13 protein-coding genes are annotated in these 21,082 nt (G+C 60.9%); all 13 read right to left on the reverse strand.

The window, feature by feature from the left end:
- Positions 1–149 precede the first annotated feature (149 nt).
- Positions 150–1,043 (reverse strand): cell envelope integrity EipB family protein, encoded by an 894-nt coding sequence (locus B7G66_RS03960; RefSeq protein WP_003617990.1) that lies wholly within the window; start codon positions 1,041–1,043, stop codon positions 150–152.
- Between the two features lie 4 nt (positions 1,044–1,047).
- On the reverse strand, positions 1,048–2,865 hold the full coding sequence (gene aspS / locus B7G66_RS03965) for an aspartate--tRNA ligase (protein WP_040511565.1): 1,818 nt from the start codon (positions 2,863–2,865) through the stop codon (positions 1,048–1,050).
- A gap of 140 nt (positions 2,866–3,005) precedes the next feature.
- A complete protein-coding gene (gene mtnA, locus B7G66_RS03970) occupies positions 3,006–4,106 on the reverse strand; it encodes an S-methyl-5-thioribose-1-phosphate isomerase (protein ID WP_003617988.1) in 1,101 nt (366 codons plus the stop codon).
- A gap of 453 nt (positions 4,107–4,559) precedes the next feature.
- Positions 4,560–6,428: a molecular chaperone HtpG gene (gene htpG / locus B7G66_RS03980; protein ID WP_003617986.1), complete on the reverse strand. Its 1,869-nt coding sequence runs from the start codon at positions 6,426–6,428 to the stop codon at positions 4,560–4,562.
- Positions 6,429–6,553: 125 nt separating this feature from the next.
- Positions 6,554–7,189, reverse strand: coding sequence for an NUDIX hydrolase (locus B7G66_RS03985; protein ID WP_040511564.1), 636 nt, complete (start codon positions 7,187–7,189; stop codon positions 6,554–6,556).
- Positions 7,190–7,203: 14 nt separating this feature from the next.
- Complete coding sequence (locus B7G66_RS03990; protein ID WP_003617984.1) at positions 7,204–7,722, reverse strand: cupin domain-containing protein; 519 nt, start codon at positions 7,720–7,722, stop codon at positions 7,204–7,206.
- Positions 7,723–8,163: 441 nt separating this feature from the next.
- Positions 8,164–8,808 (reverse strand): hypothetical protein, encoded by a 645-nt coding sequence (locus B7G66_RS03995; RefSeq protein ID WP_040511562.1) that lies wholly within the window; start codon positions 8,806–8,808, stop codon positions 8,164–8,166.
- A 71-nt stretch (positions 8,809–8,879) separates the two neighbouring features.
- The gene (locus tag B7G66_RS04000) at positions 8,880–11,099 is read right to left on the reverse strand and encodes a beta-glucosidase family protein (protein WP_040511561.1); all 2,220 of its coding nucleotides are present in this window, start codon (positions 11,097–11,099) and stop codon (positions 8,880–8,882) included.
- Between the two features lie 624 nt (positions 11,100–11,723).
- Positions 11,724–11,873, reverse strand: coding sequence for a hypothetical protein (locus B7G66_RS17775; protein WP_155116140.1), 150 nt, complete (start codon positions 11,871–11,873; stop codon positions 11,724–11,726).
- Between the two features lie 56 nt (positions 11,874–11,929).
- Positions 11,930–12,400 (reverse strand): cellulose synthase operon protein D, encoded by a 471-nt coding sequence (locus B7G66_RS04005; protein WP_003617981.1) that lies wholly within the window; start codon positions 12,398–12,400, stop codon positions 11,930–11,932.
- Positions 12,400–13,770 (reverse strand): cellulose synthase subunit BcsC-related outer membrane protein, encoded by a 1,371-nt coding sequence (locus B7G66_RS18635; RefSeq protein ID WP_239016121.1) that lies wholly within the window; start codon positions 13,768–13,770, stop codon positions 12,400–12,402. Before B7G66_RS18635 ends, B7G66_RS04005 begins: the two co-directional genes overlap by 1 nt.
- 3 nt (positions 13,771–13,773) lie before the next feature.
- Positions 13,774–16,308, reverse strand: coding sequence for a tetratricopeptide repeat protein (locus B7G66_RS18640; RefSeq protein WP_239016122.1), 2,535 nt, complete (start codon positions 16,306–16,308; stop codon positions 13,774–13,776).
- A complete protein-coding gene (gene bcsA, locus B7G66_RS18645; protein WP_003617977.1) occupies positions 16,305–20,906 on the reverse strand; it encodes a UDP-forming cellulose synthase catalytic subunit in 4,602 nt (1,533 codons plus the stop codon). The genes B7G66_RS18640 and bcsA overlap by 4 nt, the downstream gene beginning before the upstream one ends.
- Positions 20,907–21,082 lie beyond the last annotated feature (176 nt).

The raw sequence follows: 21,082 nt of genomic DNA on the forward strand, positions 1-21,082 counted from the left end.
CTTTTTCCAAAAAGCTTCAGAAGACGCCGCCTTTTTCGATCGAACGGCGGCACCCGAAAACTTTTCTTTTTTCATCAATGAGTTGTTCTCAGACACTCTCTAATATCTTTGGGCAAGGGGTGGGGACAAAGCCCACCCCTGCCTGTCCTTTATGGCGAATGCGGCGTCACCATGACCGAGCAATGATGCGGCGCAGGCAGCGGGGTAAAGGTGCGCAACGTGCCGCGCATACGGAATTCCCCGAAATTCATGTCCAGCCGGTCCGATACGCCATTTTCAAAATACCGCATGCCGATATCGAAATCCGGCGGCATGTCGTGCGTCGCATGGTCGTAATAGGCCACATGCGTCGCAACCGACCCCAGATGTGCCAGCGCGGGGATATCCGTCTGTGCCGGCGGTGGCTTCCACCCCATCAGGACAATGAAGGTGTCGATGGCCCCTTTTTCCGTAGTGCCATCGAACAGGACAGGTTCGATGGTGGCCTGTCCCGCGCGTCCGGCGGCGATGATCGCGCGGGTATGCGCCACGGGAAACAGCGTACCCGCCGCAAGGGGGACGACGCTGACGCCCGGTTGGGTATAACGCACCTGACCGCCAGTGGCTGTCATCGTCGCCTCGCCACTGATCTTCTGTTCCGTCACGCCACTGCCGTATTGATGGGTGCGAAAGACCATGTGGCCACCGTCCTTGTCCTCCAGCACGGCGTAATCGGTACGGATTTCCGTCTGCACGCCACTGCGCGATGCAGTCTGCAGGTTAAGTTCCTGCTGCGTGGACCATGCGGAACATGCATCGGACAGCACATAGGTCATGCTGCCACTTGCAGAGACGATCTGCCCACCACTGACGGATTGCAGCGTCAGGTCATATACCGCGCGATGTGGCGTCAGTGGTGTCGGGGTTTCCGCCCCCCTGGCCGGGGGCATCAGCCCCAGAACCAGCCCCATCGCCATTCCTGCCGTCACCATCCGGGCCGCACCCATGCACACGCCCCGCCAGCGTGGCGCGTTCATGACGCAGGCCCGGATGGCACGATGCATGCCGTCAGTCTTTCTTTGGGGTTTCGGAGGTTTTCACGACTACCGGCTTTGGCTTGGGCAGGTCCAGCGCCAGAGACAGTTCTTTCAGGCGTGCGCTCTCCACCGGGGCGGGCGCGCCCATCATCAGATCCTCACCCTGCTGATTCAGCGGGAAGAGAATGACCTCGCGGATATTGGGTTCATCAGCCAGAAGCATGACGATACGGTCCACACCCGGCGCGGACCCGCCATGCGGCGGCGCGCCATAGCGGAAGGCGTTGAGCATGCCGCCAAAACGGGCCTCGACCTCGCTTTCGGGATAGCCCGCGATCTCGAACGCACGGATCATCACATCAGGACGATGGTTGCGGATCGCACCCGACGACAGCTCGATACCATTACATACGATATCGTACTGGTAGGCCTTGATCGTCAGCGGGTCCTGCTTTTCCAGTGCTTCCATCCCGCCCTGCGGCATGGAGAACGGATTATGGGAGAAGTCGATCTGTCCCGTATCCTCGTTTCGCTCGAACATCGGGAAGTCCGTGATCCAACAGAAACGGAAGGCATTTTCCTCGATCAGGTCAAGCTCAGTCGCAATGCGCGTGCGCACCAGGCCAGAGAACCTGGCGACCTCATCCCCCTTGCCCGCGGCAAAGAAGACCGCGTCGCCTGCCTTCAGGCCCGTCTTGTCACGGATGGCGGCGATACGTTCGGGCTCAAGGTTCTTGGCGATCGGCCCCTTGCCGCCATCTTCGGCGAAGATGATATAGCCAAGGCCACCGGCACCGACTTCACGTGCCCAGGCATTGAGCTTGTCAAAAAACGCACGCGGCTTTTCCCCTGCGCCGGGGGCGGGGATGGCGCGCACCTGACCGCCATCGGCGACGATACGGGCGAACAGGCCGAATCCGGATTCGGCAAAGGAGTCCGTGACATCGGAAATCTTCAGCGGGTTGCGCAGGTCGGGCTTGTCGCTGCCATAGACTTCCATGGCGGTGGCATAGGGAATGCGCTCGAACGGGGCCTTGCTGACGATACGCCCGCCGCCGAATTCACGAAACACCCCTTCCATCACCGGCTCCAGCGTCGCGAACACATCTTCCTGCGTCGCGAACGCCATTTCGAAGTCAAGCTGGTAGAATTCGCCCGGTGAACGGTCGGCGCGCGCGGCTTCGTCGCGGAAGCACGGCGCGATCTGGAAATAACGGTCGAAGCCCGCGACCATCGCCAACTGCTTGAACTGTTGCGGGGCCTGCGGCAGGGCATAGAACTTGCCCGGATGCATGCGCGCGGGAACAAGGAAGTCGCGCGCGCCTTCGGGCGAGGACGCCGTCAGGATGGGCGTCTGGAATTCAACGAACCCCAGGTCGGTCATCCGCCGACGCAGGCTTGCGATCACCTGCGCGCGCAGCATGATGTTACGATGGACCTTTTCCCGGCGCAGATCGATATAGCGATAGGTCAGGCGCAGGTCCTCGGGGTAGTTTTCCTGCCCTGCGACCTGGAACGGCAGCACATCGGCCGCCGACTGCACATCAATCTGCTGGGCGCGGACCTCGATATCCCCTGTCGGCAGGTTCGGGTTTTTCGTCGCAGCGTCCCGCAGGACAACTTCGCCCGTAATGGTCAGGACGCTTTCGACGCGGATCTTTTCCGCAAGTTCCAGCACAGGCGACCCCGCCGGGATCACGATCTGGGTCAGGCCGAAATGGTCGCGCAGATCAATGAACAGCAGGCCGCCATGATCTCGCTTGCTGTGTACCCATCCGGAAAGGCGGGCCGTCTGCCCGGCGTCGCTGGCCCGCAGGGCCGCACAGCTATGGGTACGATAGGGATGCATGATCTCGTCCTGTCCAACCTGTTTCAGGGGTGCCGGGCGGCCGTTACAGCCGTCCGTTCCCGCAGGCGCGACAAAGCCAATCTGCCCCGCGCTGTCAAGTTCGGACACCCCTGTAACGCCGCACGGGCGTTTTTTTTCACTTATACATATTCGGGGAACAGGTCACACAACCCATCCGCCGTGGCGCTGCAACGCCCACGTTCGGTAATCAACCCCGTCACAAGGCGTGCTGGCGTCACATCGAATGCGGGATTTGCCGCACCGCTGCCCTGTGGCGTCAACTGCACCGTTTCGACCTGCCCCGCCCCCGTCAGGCCGGAGATATGGGTGACTTCGGCACTTGCACGCTCCTCGATGGGGATTTCACGCACGCCATCCGAAATGCTCCAGTCGATGGTGGTGGAAGGCAGCGCGACCCAGAACGGCACGCCATTATCCGCTGCCGCCAGTGCCTTGAGATAGGTGCCGATCTTGTTGGCGACATCACCGTTACGTGTCACCCGGTCGGTGCCCACGATCACCAGGTCCACCTTGCCATGCTGCATCAGGTGGCCGCCCGCGTTATCCGCAATGACCGTGTGCGGCACGCCATGACTGCCCAGTTCCCATGCCGTCAGCGATGCACCCTGGTTGCGCGGGCGGGTTTCATCCACCCACACATGCACATCAATACCCCGGTCATGCGCCATATAGATCGGGGCCAGCGCAGTGCCCCAGTCCACGGTTGCGATCCATCCGGCATTGCAATGGGTCAGGATATTGACCGGTCCTGCGGCATTGCCCCGCGCGCGATGGAGTTCCTCGATCAGTTCAAGGCCCAGCCGGCCTATGGCCTCGTTCTGGATCACGTCCTCATCACAGATGCGCCCCGCCTCGTCATAGGCGGCGGCCACACGGTCGGCAGGAGCAAGCAGACGCAGCCGCGTCAGCATCCGCCCGATGGCCCACCCCAGATTGACCGCCGTGGGACGTGTCGCGGCCAGCATCGCGGCATCACGTTCCATTGCGGTATCGGAGGCATCCACCCGCAACGCCAGCGCCAGCCCATAGGCCGCAACCGCGCCAATCAGCGGCGCGCCACGCACCTGCATGGTGCGTATGGCATGGGCGACCTGCCCACATTGCGTCAGGCGCAGGATGTCCAGCGCCCATGGAAGCCGGGTCTGGTCAAATATCCGCACCGACCACCCGTCATCGGGGTCAACCCAAACGCTGCGATACGAGACATCGTTGATTTTCATGCGTCGTTTGCCGTTGTCAAAATCAGGAACTTACCATTCATCAGGGGCGTGCAAGGAAGCATCCGCGCGACATGTATTCAAGCCCCGATCATACCAACGGGCCATCATCACGCAGTCAGCCATCACCCGCGCACCGGTTAACATGCGTCATGCGAAAATATCAGCGATATTTCCAAAGCGTACCCCGCCATACAGTGCCCGCCATGACAGTGCCCGCCGGGAAACTTCCTCGGCCATTGTATGATGCCGAAGACGTTTTTGGGGAAGCTTTTTACGAAAAGCGTCAAAAGAACGCTGTCTTTCGCAAACGAATATATCTGCGGGGCGTGTGTATCGCCATCACCGCACCATGCACGAACCACCCCGCCCCCGCATGGTACGACGGGCAAAAAAATATCCCGCCATGCATGACGGCATGACGGGATATCGCACCATGACGGGCCGGGTGGCGCGTCAGCCAGCCTTTACGGCCACCTTCGACAGCAGGGCCGTCAGACGCTGGGCAAAGCGGGTCGGGTCTTTCGGGCTTTCACCATCCTGGATGCGGGCCATGTCCATCAGGATCAGGGCAAGATCCTCAATCGACTCCCCAGCCTTCACGCGCTGCGCCAGTTCATGGATCAGCACATGGCGCGGGTTGACCTGCAATACGGGCGCCGTATCGGGCGTTTCCTGCCCGCTGCGCCGCATCAGGCGGATCATCTGCAGATCCGGGCCATTTTCGGCGGCACCCAGCACGACCGCACTGTCCACCAGCCGATTCGTCGCCTTCACAGCGGACACCGCATCGCCCAACGCTTCCTTCAACGCAGGCAGGACGGACTCAAGGTCGCTCTTTTCCTCGGCCGTTTCCTCCGCCGCGCCAAACTTCTCAAGGTCGGCGTGGAACTGGCTGATGTTACGCAGCGGCGTATCCTTGTAAACACCCAGCCGGTCGGGCCAGAAGGAATCCACCGCATCCGACAGCAACAGCACCTCGATCCCGTGCGCGCGGAACCCTTCGAGCTGCGGCGAGGATGACAGCATTTCCGCGCGATCCCCCGTCAGGTAGTAGATCGCCTCCTGCTCCGGCTTTTTACGCTCCAGATACGCATCCAGCGTGGTCCAGCCATCCTGCGTGCTGGAACGGAAACGCGCGATGGTCGCCAGTTCGGTGCGATGCTCGGCATCGTCCCAGATGCCTTCCTTGAAGGTCGGGCCGAAATTATCCCAGAACCTGTCGAAATCCGCCTCGTCCTTGGCGCGGGTCTTCAGTTCGGAAATCACGCGATTGGTCACGGCCTTGCGGATACGCGCCAGCACCGGCGTCGCCTGCAACATCTCGCGCGAGACGTTGAGCGGCAGATCCTCCGTATCGACAACGCCGGTTACAAAACGCAGCCATGGCGGCAGCAGCCCGGCTTCGTCCGTGATGAACATGCGCCGCACATGCAGGCGGATCTGGCTTTCACGCACGGGTTCGCCGAATTCGAACGGCTTGCTGCCGGGGATGAACAGCAGGGCGGAAAATTCCAGCGTTCCTTCGGCATGCCAGTGCAACGTCGCCCATGGCGTGTCGAAGTTGTGGCTGACATGACGATAGAACTCGTTAAGCTGTTCTTCGTCGATTTCGCCACGGCCCTTGCGCCACAGGGCGGTACCCTTGTTGGCGGTGGTTTCCTCGCCTTCCTTGACGATGCTGATGGGCCACGAAATATGGTCCGCCCATTTGCGCACAATCGTTTCAAGCTGCCACGAATCAAGGAAGTCGTCGGCATCTTCCTTGATATGCAAGATGATGTCCGTGCCTGCCTTCTCCCGCGTTGCGGGGGAAATGGTATAGTTCCCCTTGCCCGTGGAGGACCAGCACCAGGCCTCGTCACTGCCGGCGCGGCGCGAGATCACGTCCACACGGTCCGCCACCATGAACGCGGCATAGAAGCCAACACCGAACTGCCCGATCAGGCTGGGCTTTTCCTCAGGCTTGGCCTTTTGCAGTTCCTCGCCAAACGCACGGGTGCCCGACCGCGCGATGGTGCCGAGGTTGCGCGCCAGTTCGTCCTTGTCCATGCCCGCGCCATCATCGGTAATGGTCAGCAGGCGTGCCTCCTTGTCGGGATTAATGCGGATCTTCGCATCATCCGGCAGGGCGCGCGCACCATCGGTCAGGGCCTCGAACCGGCGCTTGTCCGTCGCATCGGCGGCATTGGCCACCAGTTCGCGCAGGAAGATTTCCCGTTCGGAATAAAGGGCATGCACCACAAGGTCGAGAAGACGCCCGACCTCGGCGCTGAATTCATGCTGTTCGCCCCCGGCGGCGGGCGCGGCTGTCTGTTCTGTCATCTTTTTACCTGTTCTCCAGCTTCAGTAGTCGGCCGAACTGTCATGGGTTACGATATGGAAATCTTCATGCCCGATTTCAATGGCCTATGCCCAGCGCATTACAGAGTGTGACCCGTATGGCGGGATCAGTCGTAATAGGTCGGCAGGGCCGGGTTGGCGGCATAATCGAACATCGCATCGACCTGCGCATGCAGTACGCGGCCCAGGGAGAGGTCCGCAGGGATTTCATCGCGCGCGAACCATCCGATTTCCGATGTTTCCGCACTGATAGTGGGCACCCCCCCCAGCAGTTCGCACAGGAAACATAACGTGTAACACGAAAACGGTCCCGGCGGGTGCGCCTGCCGCGCACGGTCCCATACCGCCGCCAACCGGGTGGCGCGCATAATATAGCCGCTTTCCTCGTACACCTCCTTGACCGTGTTTTCCGCAGGCGAGAGGTTCACGTCAGCCCATCCGCCCGGCAGGGTCCACCGCCCGTGGTCCAGCACCTCACGCACCAGCAGGATACGGCCGCACGCATCGAACACCGCCGCGCGTACCGTCGCCTTTGGCGTTGCATAACCGCGCTGGGCCGCGAACAGGTCCGCAATCCGCGGGGCGGGTTCGTCGCTGCCCATCGCCATCATGCGCACGGCGATGTCACGCACGGCCTCGTAACGTTCCCGGTCAAATGGGCTGCCATCGGCATAGGCAAGACCGCTTTGCGCGATGGCCTGCAATTCGCGTGCAAGTGACAGCCATTGCGGTTCGTGGGTCATGGGCCTGTCCTCCATCACGCCAGACCTGTCGGTATTTCTGTCTGGGTCTGTTCCTGCGTGCCTGCCGGGGACCAGCCGGGCGGGGCCAGTTCGAATGTATCGAACAGGAAGGCGGGCGCAACGATGCACGCCACAAGCGACCATTTCCCCATGCCCTGGGCGGCCTGCCATGCCCCGGCGGGTACCACGGCCTGCAACACCTCGCCCGCATCGGGACACGGGCCAAGGGTTATGGCCTGTTCGGCCTGCCCCGCGCCCACAATACGCAGACATAACGGGCCGCCCGCCTGCCAGCACCAGATTTCCGCCGCATCGACACGATGCCAGTGCGAACGCTCCCCTTGCTCCAGCAGGAATTCGATCGTGCTGACACTGCCACGCCCACCATCGGCGCGTGTCTCGCGCCAGATTTCACGGTAACTGCCACCTTCGGGATGGGGGGCAAGCGACAGGGCGGCACGGACCCTCGCCGCATCCAGCCCCGGGTCACGCAGGTCCAGCGCGCTGCGATCCGTGGGGGATTTTTCGGTCATGGGACACCTCATTTGCCTGGCTGGGTACGGGCCTGCCGCACGACAGGCAATGCGCCACCGTGCCCGACCCCGCGACAGGCGGCAAGCCGGTGTCCGCGCTGCCCCCTCTCAAAATAGCCGCGTCAGGTTCTTTCTGCCTTCCGGCTTTTTACATTGATGGCTGCGTTAAAATGCCGTTTGCAAACGACCCATCAGGAAAAATAGAGTAAATATTCGCCACTTTATCCCAAAAAAAGTGAAGTAATTTCAATATAATTTATAATAAAAACATAACATAACTTAGAGACTTATTAAAAAGTCAGACCCAATAGCATCCTGAAATTATAAAGGTTTTTGGTGAAGCTTTTTCCAAAAAGCTTCAGAAGACGCCGCTTTTTTGAAAAAAGTCCGCACCCAAAAACTTTTACTATTTTTATCAATGATTTATTTTCAAACAGCTACCTATAATGGTGGCGTGAATTCCATGATCGCGCCTGTATAGGTCTCCACAACCTCGCTGAATGCAGCGCCATCATGACGTGACAGGACCGCGCGATTGCGCAGGACCTCAGCCGGCACCGCGATCATGCCCGATGATGCAGGGGGGATGGCGTGCGCTTCCCACCCTGTGGGCAGAGGCGACCATAGCAATGAGGATTCCAGCGTGCGCCGCGTAAAACCAAGTTCAGCAACCACATGGCCGAACGGCATATCCGTCTGATCCAGCCGTGCATTCATCGCCGGGGTCAGGCGCGCGGGCACATACCAGTTGTCAGCCAGAGAAAGCACATGCGCACCGCACGACAGCGCAACGCGACGATGGCGAACCGGTTCATCCACACCCACGCCAAGGTCGGCGCGCACCTGCGCCGGTATGCTGGCCTGTGCCACAGGCAGACGCCGCGCCAGCACACGCGCGGGCGCGGCCATGCCATGGCGGGCGCACCAATCCTCCAGCGTGACGGTCGCACTTGGCTGCGTCAGCAATGCCACCTGCAGGGTACGGATTTCAGCCTGCATGCGCATCCGTACCATGGGCGTATCAGGCCAGCCGGACGCCATGGCCATGCCCTCCCCTCCCGACATCAGCGCCGTAAGCAGGACCATGACCGACACCGAGGCACGACACAAGCGACCGCGATGCCGGCCAGTTTTCGGGGCACCCACCCACGCCATACTCAGGGGGCCATGTTCCGGCCGGCAAGGTGGAACGTCACCTGCTGCGACTCATCCACGGCAGACGACCCCAGCCAGATGCGATATTCCCCCGATGGCACGTTCCAGCGGTCATGCTTCTCATCGAAATGCGCCAGCACGCGTGGTTCCAGCACTACCGACAGTTCACGGCTTTCACCCGGCGCAAGCGTCACACGCTGCCATCCTGCAAGGCGACGCCCCCCGCCATCGGGCAGGCGGACATAAAGCTGCGGCACATCCACCCCCACGCGCGTGCCCATATTGCGCACCGTAAAGGTGGCGACGACATCGTCCCCATGATGCGCGACACGCAGGCCATCATGGGCAAAAGTGGTGTAGGTCAGGCCATGGCCAAACGCAAAGAGCGGCGTCGCATGCGTATGGTCGAACCAGCGATAGCCAACCTCGCTGCCTTCGTCATAGACAAGTTCCTGATCGGTATGGAACTGCATTTCAAACACACTGTTGGCCGTGACACCTGCAATATCAGGGTGGGCCAATTGGACGGGCGATGCGGGGAATGTCATCGGCAGACGACCCGACGGGGCCACCTTGCCATACAGCAGGCGCGCAATCGCGGCGCCACCGCCCGAACCGGGATACCATGCCTCCATCACCGCACCGACATTGTCCAGCCAGGGCATCATGACCGGATTGCCCGTTTCCATCACGACAACCGTACGTGGATTGGCGCGCGCGACCGCCGCCACCAACGCGTCCTGATTGCCATCCAGCGTCATGGCATTGGCGGTATCCATGCCTTCATAGGAAAACTGCGTCACAAACACGACCGCAACATCCGCCCTGCGCGCTGCATCCGCCGCGCGCGCGATGTCCGCGCCAGAGGTATAGGTCAGGCGCGCCGACGGTGCTTCCGCCTGCATCATGCGATATGGCGAAGACGGGAAATATACCGGGTCGCCGGGCCAGTCCTTCTTGCCCGGTCCCTTGACCACACCAATCGCGGGCGCGCCGATCGGATCGACCTGGCTGGACCCCCCACCCGAAATCACGCCCACATCGGCATGCCCGCCAATCACGGCGACATGCGCCGTGGGCGACAGCGGCAGGAGGTTTCCACTGTTCTTCAGCAGCACCGCGCCTTCTTCCTCATCACGCTGCGCGGTAAGGATATCGGTCACGACGTCCAGCGGCTGCATGACCGGCGGATGGTCCACCAGCCCCACATCATACATGGAGCGGACAATACGCTGCGCCATGTCATCCACCCGGCTGGTGGGGACGCGCCCCTCCCTGACATCACGCGCCAGGATCTCGCGGAAAAATGGGCGGGCATCGGCATCGTCACCCGATGATTCCTGATCCAGCCCCGCCAGGGCGGATCGGGCGGATGAATGGGTCGCCCCCCAGTCGGACATGACAAAGCCGGGATATTTCCAGTCCTGCTTCAGCACCTTTGTCAGCAGATAGGGATTTTCGCAGGCATAGATGTCGTTGACGCGGTTGTACGAACACATCACCGACCCGGGATGCCCGACCTCCATCGCAATTTCAAATCCCAAAAGGTCGCTTTCGCGCATCGCCGCAGTATCGATATCCGCACTCATGGTCATGCGCGATGTCTCAAGATCGTTCATCGCGAAATGCTTCAACGTCGAAATCACATGTTGCGACTGGATACCGGCGATGGTGGCCCCAACCACCCGCCCCGTCAGCAAAGGGTCCTCGCCCGCATATTCGAAATTGCGTCCCCCGCGCGGGTCACGCGTCAGGTCGGCGCCACCGGCCAGCAGCACATTGAACCCCTGCCGCCAGGCCTCGGCGCCGATCATCGCCCCACCCTGCCGCGCCATGTCCGGGTCCCATGTGCTGGCCGTTGCAAGGCCGGACGGCAGACCGACCGCCTGTCCGTGCGGGCGCACATGCGACGGGTTACGCAGGCCAAGGCCCGCATCACTGATCTGTAACGGCGGCAGCCCGGCCGGCGTCTTCAGATATGCCGCCGACCCCAGGCCGCCAGGCGGAATCGGCGCATTGCCCATCGTGCCCCCCCCATCAATGGTGAAAACCATCGACAGTTTGTCCTGAAGCGTCATGTGCGACAGCAGATCGCGCGCCCGGCTGTCCGCCGTGGTGGCCGGGGCATCCTGTCCCTCGCGGGCCTGCGCGCCGGGCGACAGAGCAACGATCCCGCCAAACGCCACGGCAGACAGCAACATCAGTTTACGAGACATCATCATGCGTCGATCATCCTCCTCATACATGGCCACAACCAGAAGAAGCTGACGTCACCAATCGGCATGCCACCCCCATTTCGCCCCAAGGATGAACCCCATCCCGCCAGAACGGCATGACATATCGCAATGTCGACCAAGAAAACCTGACGACAGGCCGCACATGATGCCAAAAGGCACCACACACAAACAACCTGTTGATAAAAATAAAAACTTTTGGCGCCGTTGTCAGAAAAAATAACGTCTTTCGAGGATTTCTGAAAAAATATTCACCAGAACCATATGCTGATTATCAAGCAGGAATGACCTTGGGGAAACAATGTTTTTTGCAGAATAACCATCTCTATTTGAAAACAGATCATTGATAAAAAGAAGAAAAGTTTTTGGATGCCGCCTTTTTTCAAAAAGGCGGTGCCTTCCGAAGCTTTTTAGAAAAAGCTTCACCAAAAACCTTTATAATTTCAGTATATTATCGATCCTGACTTTTCAAACAGTCGCTTCAACATCAGAACCGGCAACCCACTAAAAAATAGATGTTTTTGTGAATCCTGATTACAGGCAAGCGATCGAAGTTTTTTTCGTCTTTTATCAATAACTTGTGTTCAAAAAATCGCTTAAAACCTTCCATTCTCAAACACTATATTGGGGTGTTGCCAGCCCATGCGGGCACCCCCACATCCCGCCAGACAGCAAAAAGCCCGACCACCCCGAAACGGAATGGCCGGGCCGCCATGCCCGGCTGCCTGCCGTCGTGCCGGACGCCATCGCATCATCCGGCATCGCCGACGGCGACCTGCCTGAAAAACAGCGGCGGACCAGACCGCCGTTGTCCTGCCTCAGGTCGCGGAACTGCGCACGCGCATGTACATGATGATGGTCTGACGCGGAACAGCATTCAGATCCTCGGCGTCCACATCGCGTGTAACGACATAATCACCAAACGCACCCGCCTGCGACGTCACCCAGCGGCCATACAGCCCCTCCAGCACCGGAGCCAGCCACGTGCCCGAAGGTTCGCCCGCGCTGCCAACCTGCGGCAGGTTTTCATGCACGATGCGCAGGGACTGGTCCTCGCTGAGGAGTTCGAGCGTCACGGTGCCCCAGCCGATCAGGGCCAGAAGCGCGTTCAGTTCGATCTGCAGCTTGTCCACGGTCTGGCACGGCGGCGGCATGATGCGCGTGCCCATGCCCCGTCCGACCTCACGCAGGAGCTCGTTCCTGACCTCGATCCCGACCTGATCATCAATTTCCCATGACAGGGTCTGAAGAAACAGGGTGAAATCCGGTTTTTTCTCAAAAATTGTCATTACTGGTCCATAATAAGATAGTGAGCCGAGATCATGGCGCCGCCCTCATCCCAGTTTCCAGCCTTCTGGAAACGACCGGACAGATCAAGGCGCAGCGAATGGCTGACGCGATAACCCACCCTGCCATCGAAACCACCAACAAGGCTACCGACATCATCGCCGGGATACCTGGCCGATTCCAAGGATAGTTCAGCAGTAGATACACCCGCCAGCCCGTTCGCAAGGGCCTGATACACAGGATTGGTCGGGAAGAAGGCCGAACTGTGTTCATGAAACAACTGATACCCGATGGACCCGGTGACATCCCAGTCAAACAGGCCACTATGCCCGGAATACCGGACGGGCACCGTTGCCGCAAAATAGGACTGCGGCGAGAAGTAGCCACCCTGCCCGTAAGTATAGAAGTCCTCGTTATGCTTATAGCCGAAATAGGTCAGGTTCACGCCGACACGCACTTCGTGCTTGCGGTTGCGATAAACCAGGGTATTCGCCCCCAGCCCGCCTTCCACTTCGGTATTGCTCTGGACATGATGGCCGGTCTGGATGGCATAACCACCACCACCATACACAATGGTATTGCCCAGCGTAGCCTCGACCTGTCCATGGAAGTGGTTGGTGACAACACCGCCCCACTTCTTGCCGGTCAGGGCATCGGTCATCCCGCCATAGGACAGGACGCTGTTGGTAATGGAACGGCGTTCCCCACTGACACGGAAGGTCACAGGCCCGACACGCGGGGCGAATTCAACACCACCGATCACGTTCGGCAGCGTAAAGCCCAGAGGCGAGGCACCGACATCGGCACTGACCCAGTTATTGGCAAAGCGGACATCAGGCGCCACACCTGCCTCGCGCCCGATCGTATCGGTATTGATGCGATGTTCCGCGCTGTTGTTCTGGTTCTGCAGGTTCCGTTCCAGCGCGAACAGGTTGGTGCCGAAACGCGGTATATCATACCCGGTCTGCGGCAGGTGCCCCGACGTCAGGAAGGTTGGCGTGGCCGTGAATGTCAGCGCCGAAGTACCAGCCTGCAGCGGGATGCGCCCGACGATCGGCACGGATGCCTCGGTCAACGCGCCCATGCCCGGGGTGCCGGAACGGACACGGAAGCCAAGGCCGGCATCAACAGACGGCGCCATGTCTTCGGACAGGGTATGGATCTGCCCGTTGATGGAGGACAGCATCTGGTCCGAAATCTCGGGCACGCTTCCTGCCGTGCTGTACCCGTTCTCACCCGGGGGCGCACCCAGCGACAGCGCATGCCCGTATGCATCGCGACGGAACGGATTGGCCGTCGGCGGCGCGGTCGCCTGCGTTTCATCACCGCCGATGGCATCACCCCGACTGATCTTGAGCTGCTGCAGGCGCAATTCTTACGCCCGGCGCAGGTCAGCAAGCGTCCGGTCGCCATGGCCCACAGCGCGGTCCGCCACCGCCATGCCAAGCCAGCTGCGCGCATCCATCGGCGACTGCTGGACCCCATCTTGCGCCAGTTGCATGGCCAGGTTGTCCTTGCCGTCATTCGCCGCGGCCTGCACGGCGGCCTGCCGCGCATCAAGGTCCTGCGGATTATGCCGAAGAACAGCAAGGTCGATGTCCAGCGCGTGCCCATACTTGCCACGCCCGTTATACAGTCGCGCCAACGCAAGCTTGGGGGATGTCGCCTCTGGATCGGCCTGCAACGCGGGCGCAAGGTGGTCATACGCCGCCGCCTGATCGCCACGCTGGTTCAGCAGGTCCGACTGTGCCACCGAAATGCCCATGCGCAACTGCATCAGCGTCTGCCGCTGATCCGGCGACATCGCGGAACCGGTTGCGGTTCCACTACCATCGCCCAACGGTGCAAGCAGGCGCGCTGCGGCAACGGGATTGCTGATCTTCATATATTCGGTGGCATAGGCCAGCCGCTGTTCGGTCGTCAGGTCAATATTGCGCGTGGAGGCGATGCGCAGCGCCATATGCGCATGCAGCATGTCACCACGCTGCCGGAACAGGTCGGCCACCGCCACACCACGCGCGCCCGTCGGGTCCGGCGCCGCCAGAGCCTCGCGCACAAGCGGCGTGGGATTCGAAACCATCGAAAGGCGGCTGGCCAGATCGGCCTTGATCGCCATTTCATCGGCAATGGTGCGGATGGCCGGGGAATAGTCATCCGGCGACAGTCCCGCAAGCAAACGGCGTGCCAGCGTATCATTGCCATTGCCGGACGCATACAGGATCGCCGCCTGATAATCGGCCGGCGTACGCGGGCTGGTCAGAAGCGGACGCATGACATTGGCCGCTTCCGCGCTGTCACCTTGCTGTTGCAGCGCATTGGCAAGGTTGATGCGCAACCACGGGTCATCCGGGGCCTTGGTCATGGCCTGCCGCAGAAGGCTGACCTTCTGCGCTGAATCCGACGTGCGGGCAGCTTCGGCCATGATACCCGAAACCTCGATCTGCTGCACCTGATCGCTATAGCGACCACCAAGGCGCGACAGCAGGGCGTTCGCTTCGTTCTCCTGGCCTTCCCCCATCAGCACACGGGCCAGTCCCATCAGTGCGATGGGATTGTCACCATTGCGCGCCAGGATCGCCCGGTAATTGCGCTCGGCCTCGCCGGTCTGGCCCGTGCTGCGCTGCAAATCCGCCAGCATAAGGGTCGCGCCCTCGGACTGTCCGGGCTGACGCGCCAGCGTCATCAGGCGCTGTTCGGCTTCCTGTGTCTGTCCACTGGCGATCAGGCGACGGACGCTGCCATATTCCTCGCCCACGGCCATGCCAGCCAGTGCCGGACGCCAGTGCGCCGCATTCTTGGGATCAGCCGCGATCGCGTCTTCGAGGTAACGATGCGCTTCCTCGTTATGGCCCGCGCGCATGGCGACAAGGCCAAGGCCGCCCAGGGCATCGCCGTCCTTGGCATTCAGGTTCAGTGCGCTCTGGAACGCGGCCTGGGCTGCGGACAGACGTCCGGCGTTCAACGCCTTGAACCCGTCCTGCCGCGCCAACGCGCCTTTATCCGGCGGCCCGCCTGCCGGTTCTGCCATATGGGTCCGCAATGCGCTGTCGGATGGATGTGCGTCCAGCCATTTCTGCATCAACGGCAGTGTTTCGGGTGTAACCGGTAACCATGACAGCGTCTGGCGATATGATTTTTCCGCCGTCGCAGCCTCCACCGGGGCGGAAGACTGGTACTTCTGGAGCGCCTGAAGCCGCTGCAGCCCCTCCATCCGGGTGCCGGGCTGATAGGTCAGGACCTGCGCAAGCGCCAGTTGCGCCCGGAAATCGGAAGGATTGGCCTTGACCAGACGGATCAGCCCATCCTGTGCCGTGCCGGCCTGCCCCGAGACGCCAGCCAGCGTCTGGTAATATTCAACCGCGAGCGAGGGCGTGGGCGTCGAACCGTTGAACAGGTGCTGGTACGCTTCCACCGCCTGATCGCTGTGCCCGGATGCGGCAAGCGAGCGCGCATGCGCAAGGTCCGGCTGGGAAATCGCCTGTTCATGCAGCAGGTCGTTCAACTGGCTTTCATACGTGCTGCCTGGTGCGGCCTGATGCAGGCGACGCTGCGTATCAAGGGCGGCATCACGATTGCCGATATGCGACTGATATTCGCCCTCGGCCTCCAGCAGATCAACGGAATCCGGTGCAAGTCGCGCAGCACTCTGCAGGGACTGGCGCGCATTTTCATACTGGTGCTGCTGCATCCAGAAACGGGCCTGCTGCACCAGCCGCTGCACCACCGCGGCCTGCCCACTCTGGGCGGGGGCAACGGTAGCTGCCTGCATCATGGTGGTGCTGCTGGCCGGGGCCTGCGCCTCTGCCGCCTGCTGTGCCCGTGCGCCGTTCGCCTGCAGCAACAGACCTGCGACGCAGGTCGTTGCGAGAAGACCGGCGGACAGGGACGAAGCATATCGTTTATGGGTCACGACTTGCGCCTCTCATCCTCAAGCTGCTTGAAACGCCGGGTCGCATGCCGCGCCAGAGCCCGTGCAAGAACACTGACGATCAGAATACATCCCAACAGGCCGACAAGCAGCACACGAACCGGTCTGTTGTGCATATACCAGTCCGGCCACAGCCAGAGCGGCAGGGTGCCGATCGTATAGACCGGCGAAGTGCGGTACGAAGACAGGTCCTCGCCATGGGCAACAACCAGGTCCCCCTGGATATTCGCCTGCTTCTTGCGCTCCCCCAACATCTGAAGGAGGTTGTTCAGCCCCGCACCGTCAGACGACAGCAGCGCCAGAACGGTGCGGCCCGCCGTCAGGGGGGATTCCGCCTCGATCATCGCGCCGACACCACCCGTCAGGGGGGTATCGACATCCTGCGGCTTGCTGTCACGGTCGCGGAAAGCCGTCAGCGGATCGTCGACCGCCTTGATCGCGTTATCCAGCGCGGACGCATGCGACACCGTGCGCAAATGACCATCCGCCACTTCGTAGGATGAACGTGACAGCAGCGGCGCGATCTCGCCACTTGTCGCCAGCGTCGAAATCACCAGCAGGTTACGGTCCGCAACGTCACTGACATGATCGGCCGACACAATGTCCACGCCCGCAACCGGATACCACGTCGCCGCGCCCATGAACCCCATCAGGTCAAGATAGGCGCCAACAGTCGCGGCATTCGGGTGTTCAGGCAGAACAACCGCCGTCTGCGACAGATCGGCATAGGTGGTGAAAGGAAAACCGACCGTCGCCATATAGGCAAGGTTGGGCATCTGGGCGATGTGATGGGCACGGGAAAAATCAATGGTGGAATCCGGGTCAAGCCCAAGATGGAACGCATTGTTTGCCGCGCCACTTTGACAGATTCCGCGCGCAAGGGGCATCGCGTCAAAGTAGAAGTTCAACTGATCCTGCCCGAACACGGTCCACGGCGGTACGTCGAGATCATGCACCTGCATGCCGCTTGCAGGGCGGGCAAGGCCGACACCCTGCAAAACCGCGCCAATCAGGCCATGCGTTTCGCGCAGCGGATAGGAATGCAGGTAAACCTCGTTGATCCCGACATCGAGACGTGACTTCTCGACATCCTTCGCCTCCCCCGCGGGGGAACGGAAACGTACCTGCATCTTGTACGGGCGGTTACGCCACGTATAAAGGTCGGGCGGAATGCGGAACGGAACCGACAGCACACCGGACGTAAAGCCGGTTCCCTGTAGCTTGCTTGCCGTTACAAGGTCGCCAAAGCGCACCGGATGGTCCATCGCGATAAAAGATGGCGCGTCATTGGGCTTGCGCGGGGCGATATCGACCGGCGCGACATCCATATGGCTGTCGGTCGGCAGGGGAGCAGACGCGAAGGCGATGCCCTTGCTCGCGGTAATAACCTCATCACGGTCACGCCCCGTCACCACCAGGATCGTGGCATTTGCATCCGACGGGTTCGGCAGTTCCAGAACCGCCGGGCCATTGACCTGCGGCCGCCCGAGGCTGGTCGGCAGTTCATCGGCCACGCCGATCAGGATGGCGTTGCCACTCTGTGGGATGGTGGACGACACCGGGAACGTCACGCCGAGGAAGTCCGTCTGCTTGCCAAACCACGAAGCGAGAATCCCCGCGGACTTGAGTATCTGCGGGTCATAGGTCTGCGCCAGCACCATCGGGACCGTAACATGCTGGCGCACGTTCTTGTCATAGAAGGGCTGCGGCAGACGTGACAGCAGGCGACGCGGCGGCAGCGCGATTGTCGTGATCTGAAGCTGCGAGTTCTGCGAGATCGTGGCCCACAGCGTATCGTTCGTGATGTCCGAACATCCCTTCGACCCGGAGGCGAAGTTGAAGTTCAGACGGTTTCCGCTGACGAAGAAGATCGGGTTGATCTCGAACGACATGGGGCCGAATGTCGGGTGCGCCGGGTCGGGACGCAACGTGCCGATATACTGCTCGTTCAGCGTCATTGTGACCGAATTGGTTTCCGGACGCAGGTTGGGCGACATCGAACCCGACAGCACAAGGCGCGCGGACGTCACAAGCTGGTCAGAGGGAATCCCGAACTCGATCCCCTGCAACGGGGCAAGGCCACGCATTGTGATGGACCCTGCGGCGCCAAGATCCTTGAGGGTATAATTATGGACAGTCGCCGTATCGGACGTATTTTCCGCATTTTCCACCAGCGCATCGGCACTGTCGGCCGCCAGGGGCTGGCCCGTGGGGCTGCCGGGTCCATTGGCGCCGGCATCGCCCGAACCCGCCTGCGCCGCACCGCTGGTGGCCGGCAGGAGCGCGGGCAACGGCGGCAGGTCAGAGGCTTCGGGCTGATGGGCCGGGGCCTTCGCCGCGACGGCCCTGGGCGCTGACGCCGCCTGTGCCGAGGAAGCAAATGTCAGCAGCGCCAGAAGCGAAACCATTTTCACGGTTCCCTTCAGCACACGCTCCTTGCGTGACGGGTTGTTCGTATCGTCAGACAGGGCATTGCCAGCCGAAGGCTTGGTTGGGGAACTGCGATGGACGATGTCGCCGCTTGAACGGAACAGGCCCTTGACGCTGAGAACCATGTCCATGAGGCTGAGCAGCGGGCGGTCGGCCTTGTAATTGCCCCAGTCAACCCATGCGTCGGCACGGCCGAACACCAGGCGGATAACCGAGAATTCCTGCTGCAGGTTATCAATCGTCCAGATGAAGATCCCCCGCCCGTTGCCAGCACGGATGATCCTGGCGGGCAGGATCAGTTCCTCTCCATCAAGGACAGTACGGATATAAACCGGCGTCGGCCCCGACAGCTTCGCAGGCCATGACATCTTTACCGCGGCCCCACCCATGGACAGGTCCTCGGTCACGCCCGTCACGATGATGGACCCATCGGCATTCGCCACTTCCACCGGGATGGTTGCGGGGATGCGATGACTGTTGCGTTTCTGCTGTGTTTCACGCCCCACGGCGATGGCCGCAAGGATGATGATGAGGCTGAGCATCGCCCAAGCGGAGTTCAGCAGGTAGGCACGTTCGGCGATCTGGTCGAGATGGCCGAAAGACAGTTCATAGACACCACGCGCCAGACCGCCGAACATGATCAGGCCAAGGATGATGTTCGGATAGACGGCGCCAAGGTCGAAATAACCTTTTTCAAGCAACCCGCCCTTGTCCGTCACGTTGAACTTCCCACGTGAAGGGCTGAGCAGGGTGACAATCGTCACGCGCACCAGGAACAGCGCCATGGTGGTTTCATAGACCTCACTCCAGAAGGAGTAGCGCCAGCCCTTGTTGATCTTCGACGCCGTGCCGACGGCGTGGAACATATGCGGGATGGCATAGGCCAGCAGCGCGAGCGGCGACGCGGCAATGATGTTCTGCCCAAAGAACAGGAACGCCAGCGGGGAGCTCAGGAAGATGACGCGCGGGACAGCGAACAGGAACGACGTCATGGCCGACAGGTAACAAAGCCGCTGCCCCCATGACAGGCCACGCCCGAACAGAGGATTGTCGATGCGGAAGATCTGCAGCATCCCACGCGCCCAGCGCACGCGCTGTCCGATATGCAGGATCAGGCGTTCCGTCGCGAGACCACCGGCAAGCGGGATACGCAGATAGGCCGTGGACCAGCCCAGACGCTGCATCTTGAGTGCGGTATGCGCGTCTTCGGTCACGGTCTGGGTCGCAAAGCCGCCGATCTGCTCAATCGCCGTGCGACGCAGGATTGCACATGACCCGCAAAAGAAGGTCGCATCCCAGAAATCGTTGCCATCCTGCACCACGCCATAAAACAGGTTGCCCTCGGGCGGGGTACGATAACCAGCCGACAGGTTCCGCTGGAACGGGTCGGGGGAATAGAAGTGATGCGGGGTCTGCATCAGCGCGATCTTCGGGTCTTCGACCATCCAGCCCATTGTCAACTGCAGGAAGGCGCGGGTCGGGACGTGGTCGCAGTCAAAGATCAGGATGTAATCACCATCGGTATGACCAATGGCATAGTTAAGATTACCGGCCTTTGCATGTTCGTTCGTCGGGCGGGCGATATAATTCGCGCCACATTCAGCGGCAAAGGCGGCGAATTCAGGACGACGGCCGTCATCAAGGATATGAACCCGCACCTTTTCCGGTGGCCAGTCAATCCCCAGTGATCCCAGCACCGTCAGGCGGACAATGCTCAGTTCTTCGTTATAGGTCGGGACGAAGATATCGACCGTGGGCCATTCGTCAGGGTTCGGCGGCAGCGGCAGAGGCGCACGATGCAGCGGCGCGATCGTCTGGAAATAGCTGAGGAACAGCATCATCAGGGCGTAAAGTTCCGCCACCAGAAGCATTGTCCCAAGCAGACCCTGCAACCATGTATCGAATGAAAGCGTTTCCGTCAGGCGCCATGTCAGATAGCGCAGCGAAACCAGCCCTGACAGCACTTCAAGGAAAATCTGGGACCGACGGCTGGGCTTATGACCGACAATAAAAAAGATCACGACACATACAAATGCCACAATCAACTGCTGTTCTGGCGGCAGGGTCACGGACGTAGCCGCAATCAGCGCACACAGGCCAAAAACACCAATAATCAGCCCAGCACCGCGAATGGAAAGAATTTTCCCCATCCACTGTGACATTCCTGACTCTGACTGCGTTGACGACCGAACCTCTGGCATAAACAACTCGTCCGAAATGCTGTAAAACAGAAAAATTACGTCAAAAAAACCTGACCCCGACCATCTGCGGTCACATCGGGGCAAAGCGGGCCCGCCTGGGCTGCGGAAACATCACCCAGGCCAAA

Source organism: Novacetimonas hansenii JCM 7643, from assembly GCF_000964405.1.
GTDB classification, from domain to species: domain Bacteria; phylum Pseudomonadota; class Alphaproteobacteria; order Acetobacterales; family Acetobacteraceae; genus Novacetimonas; species Novacetimonas hansenii.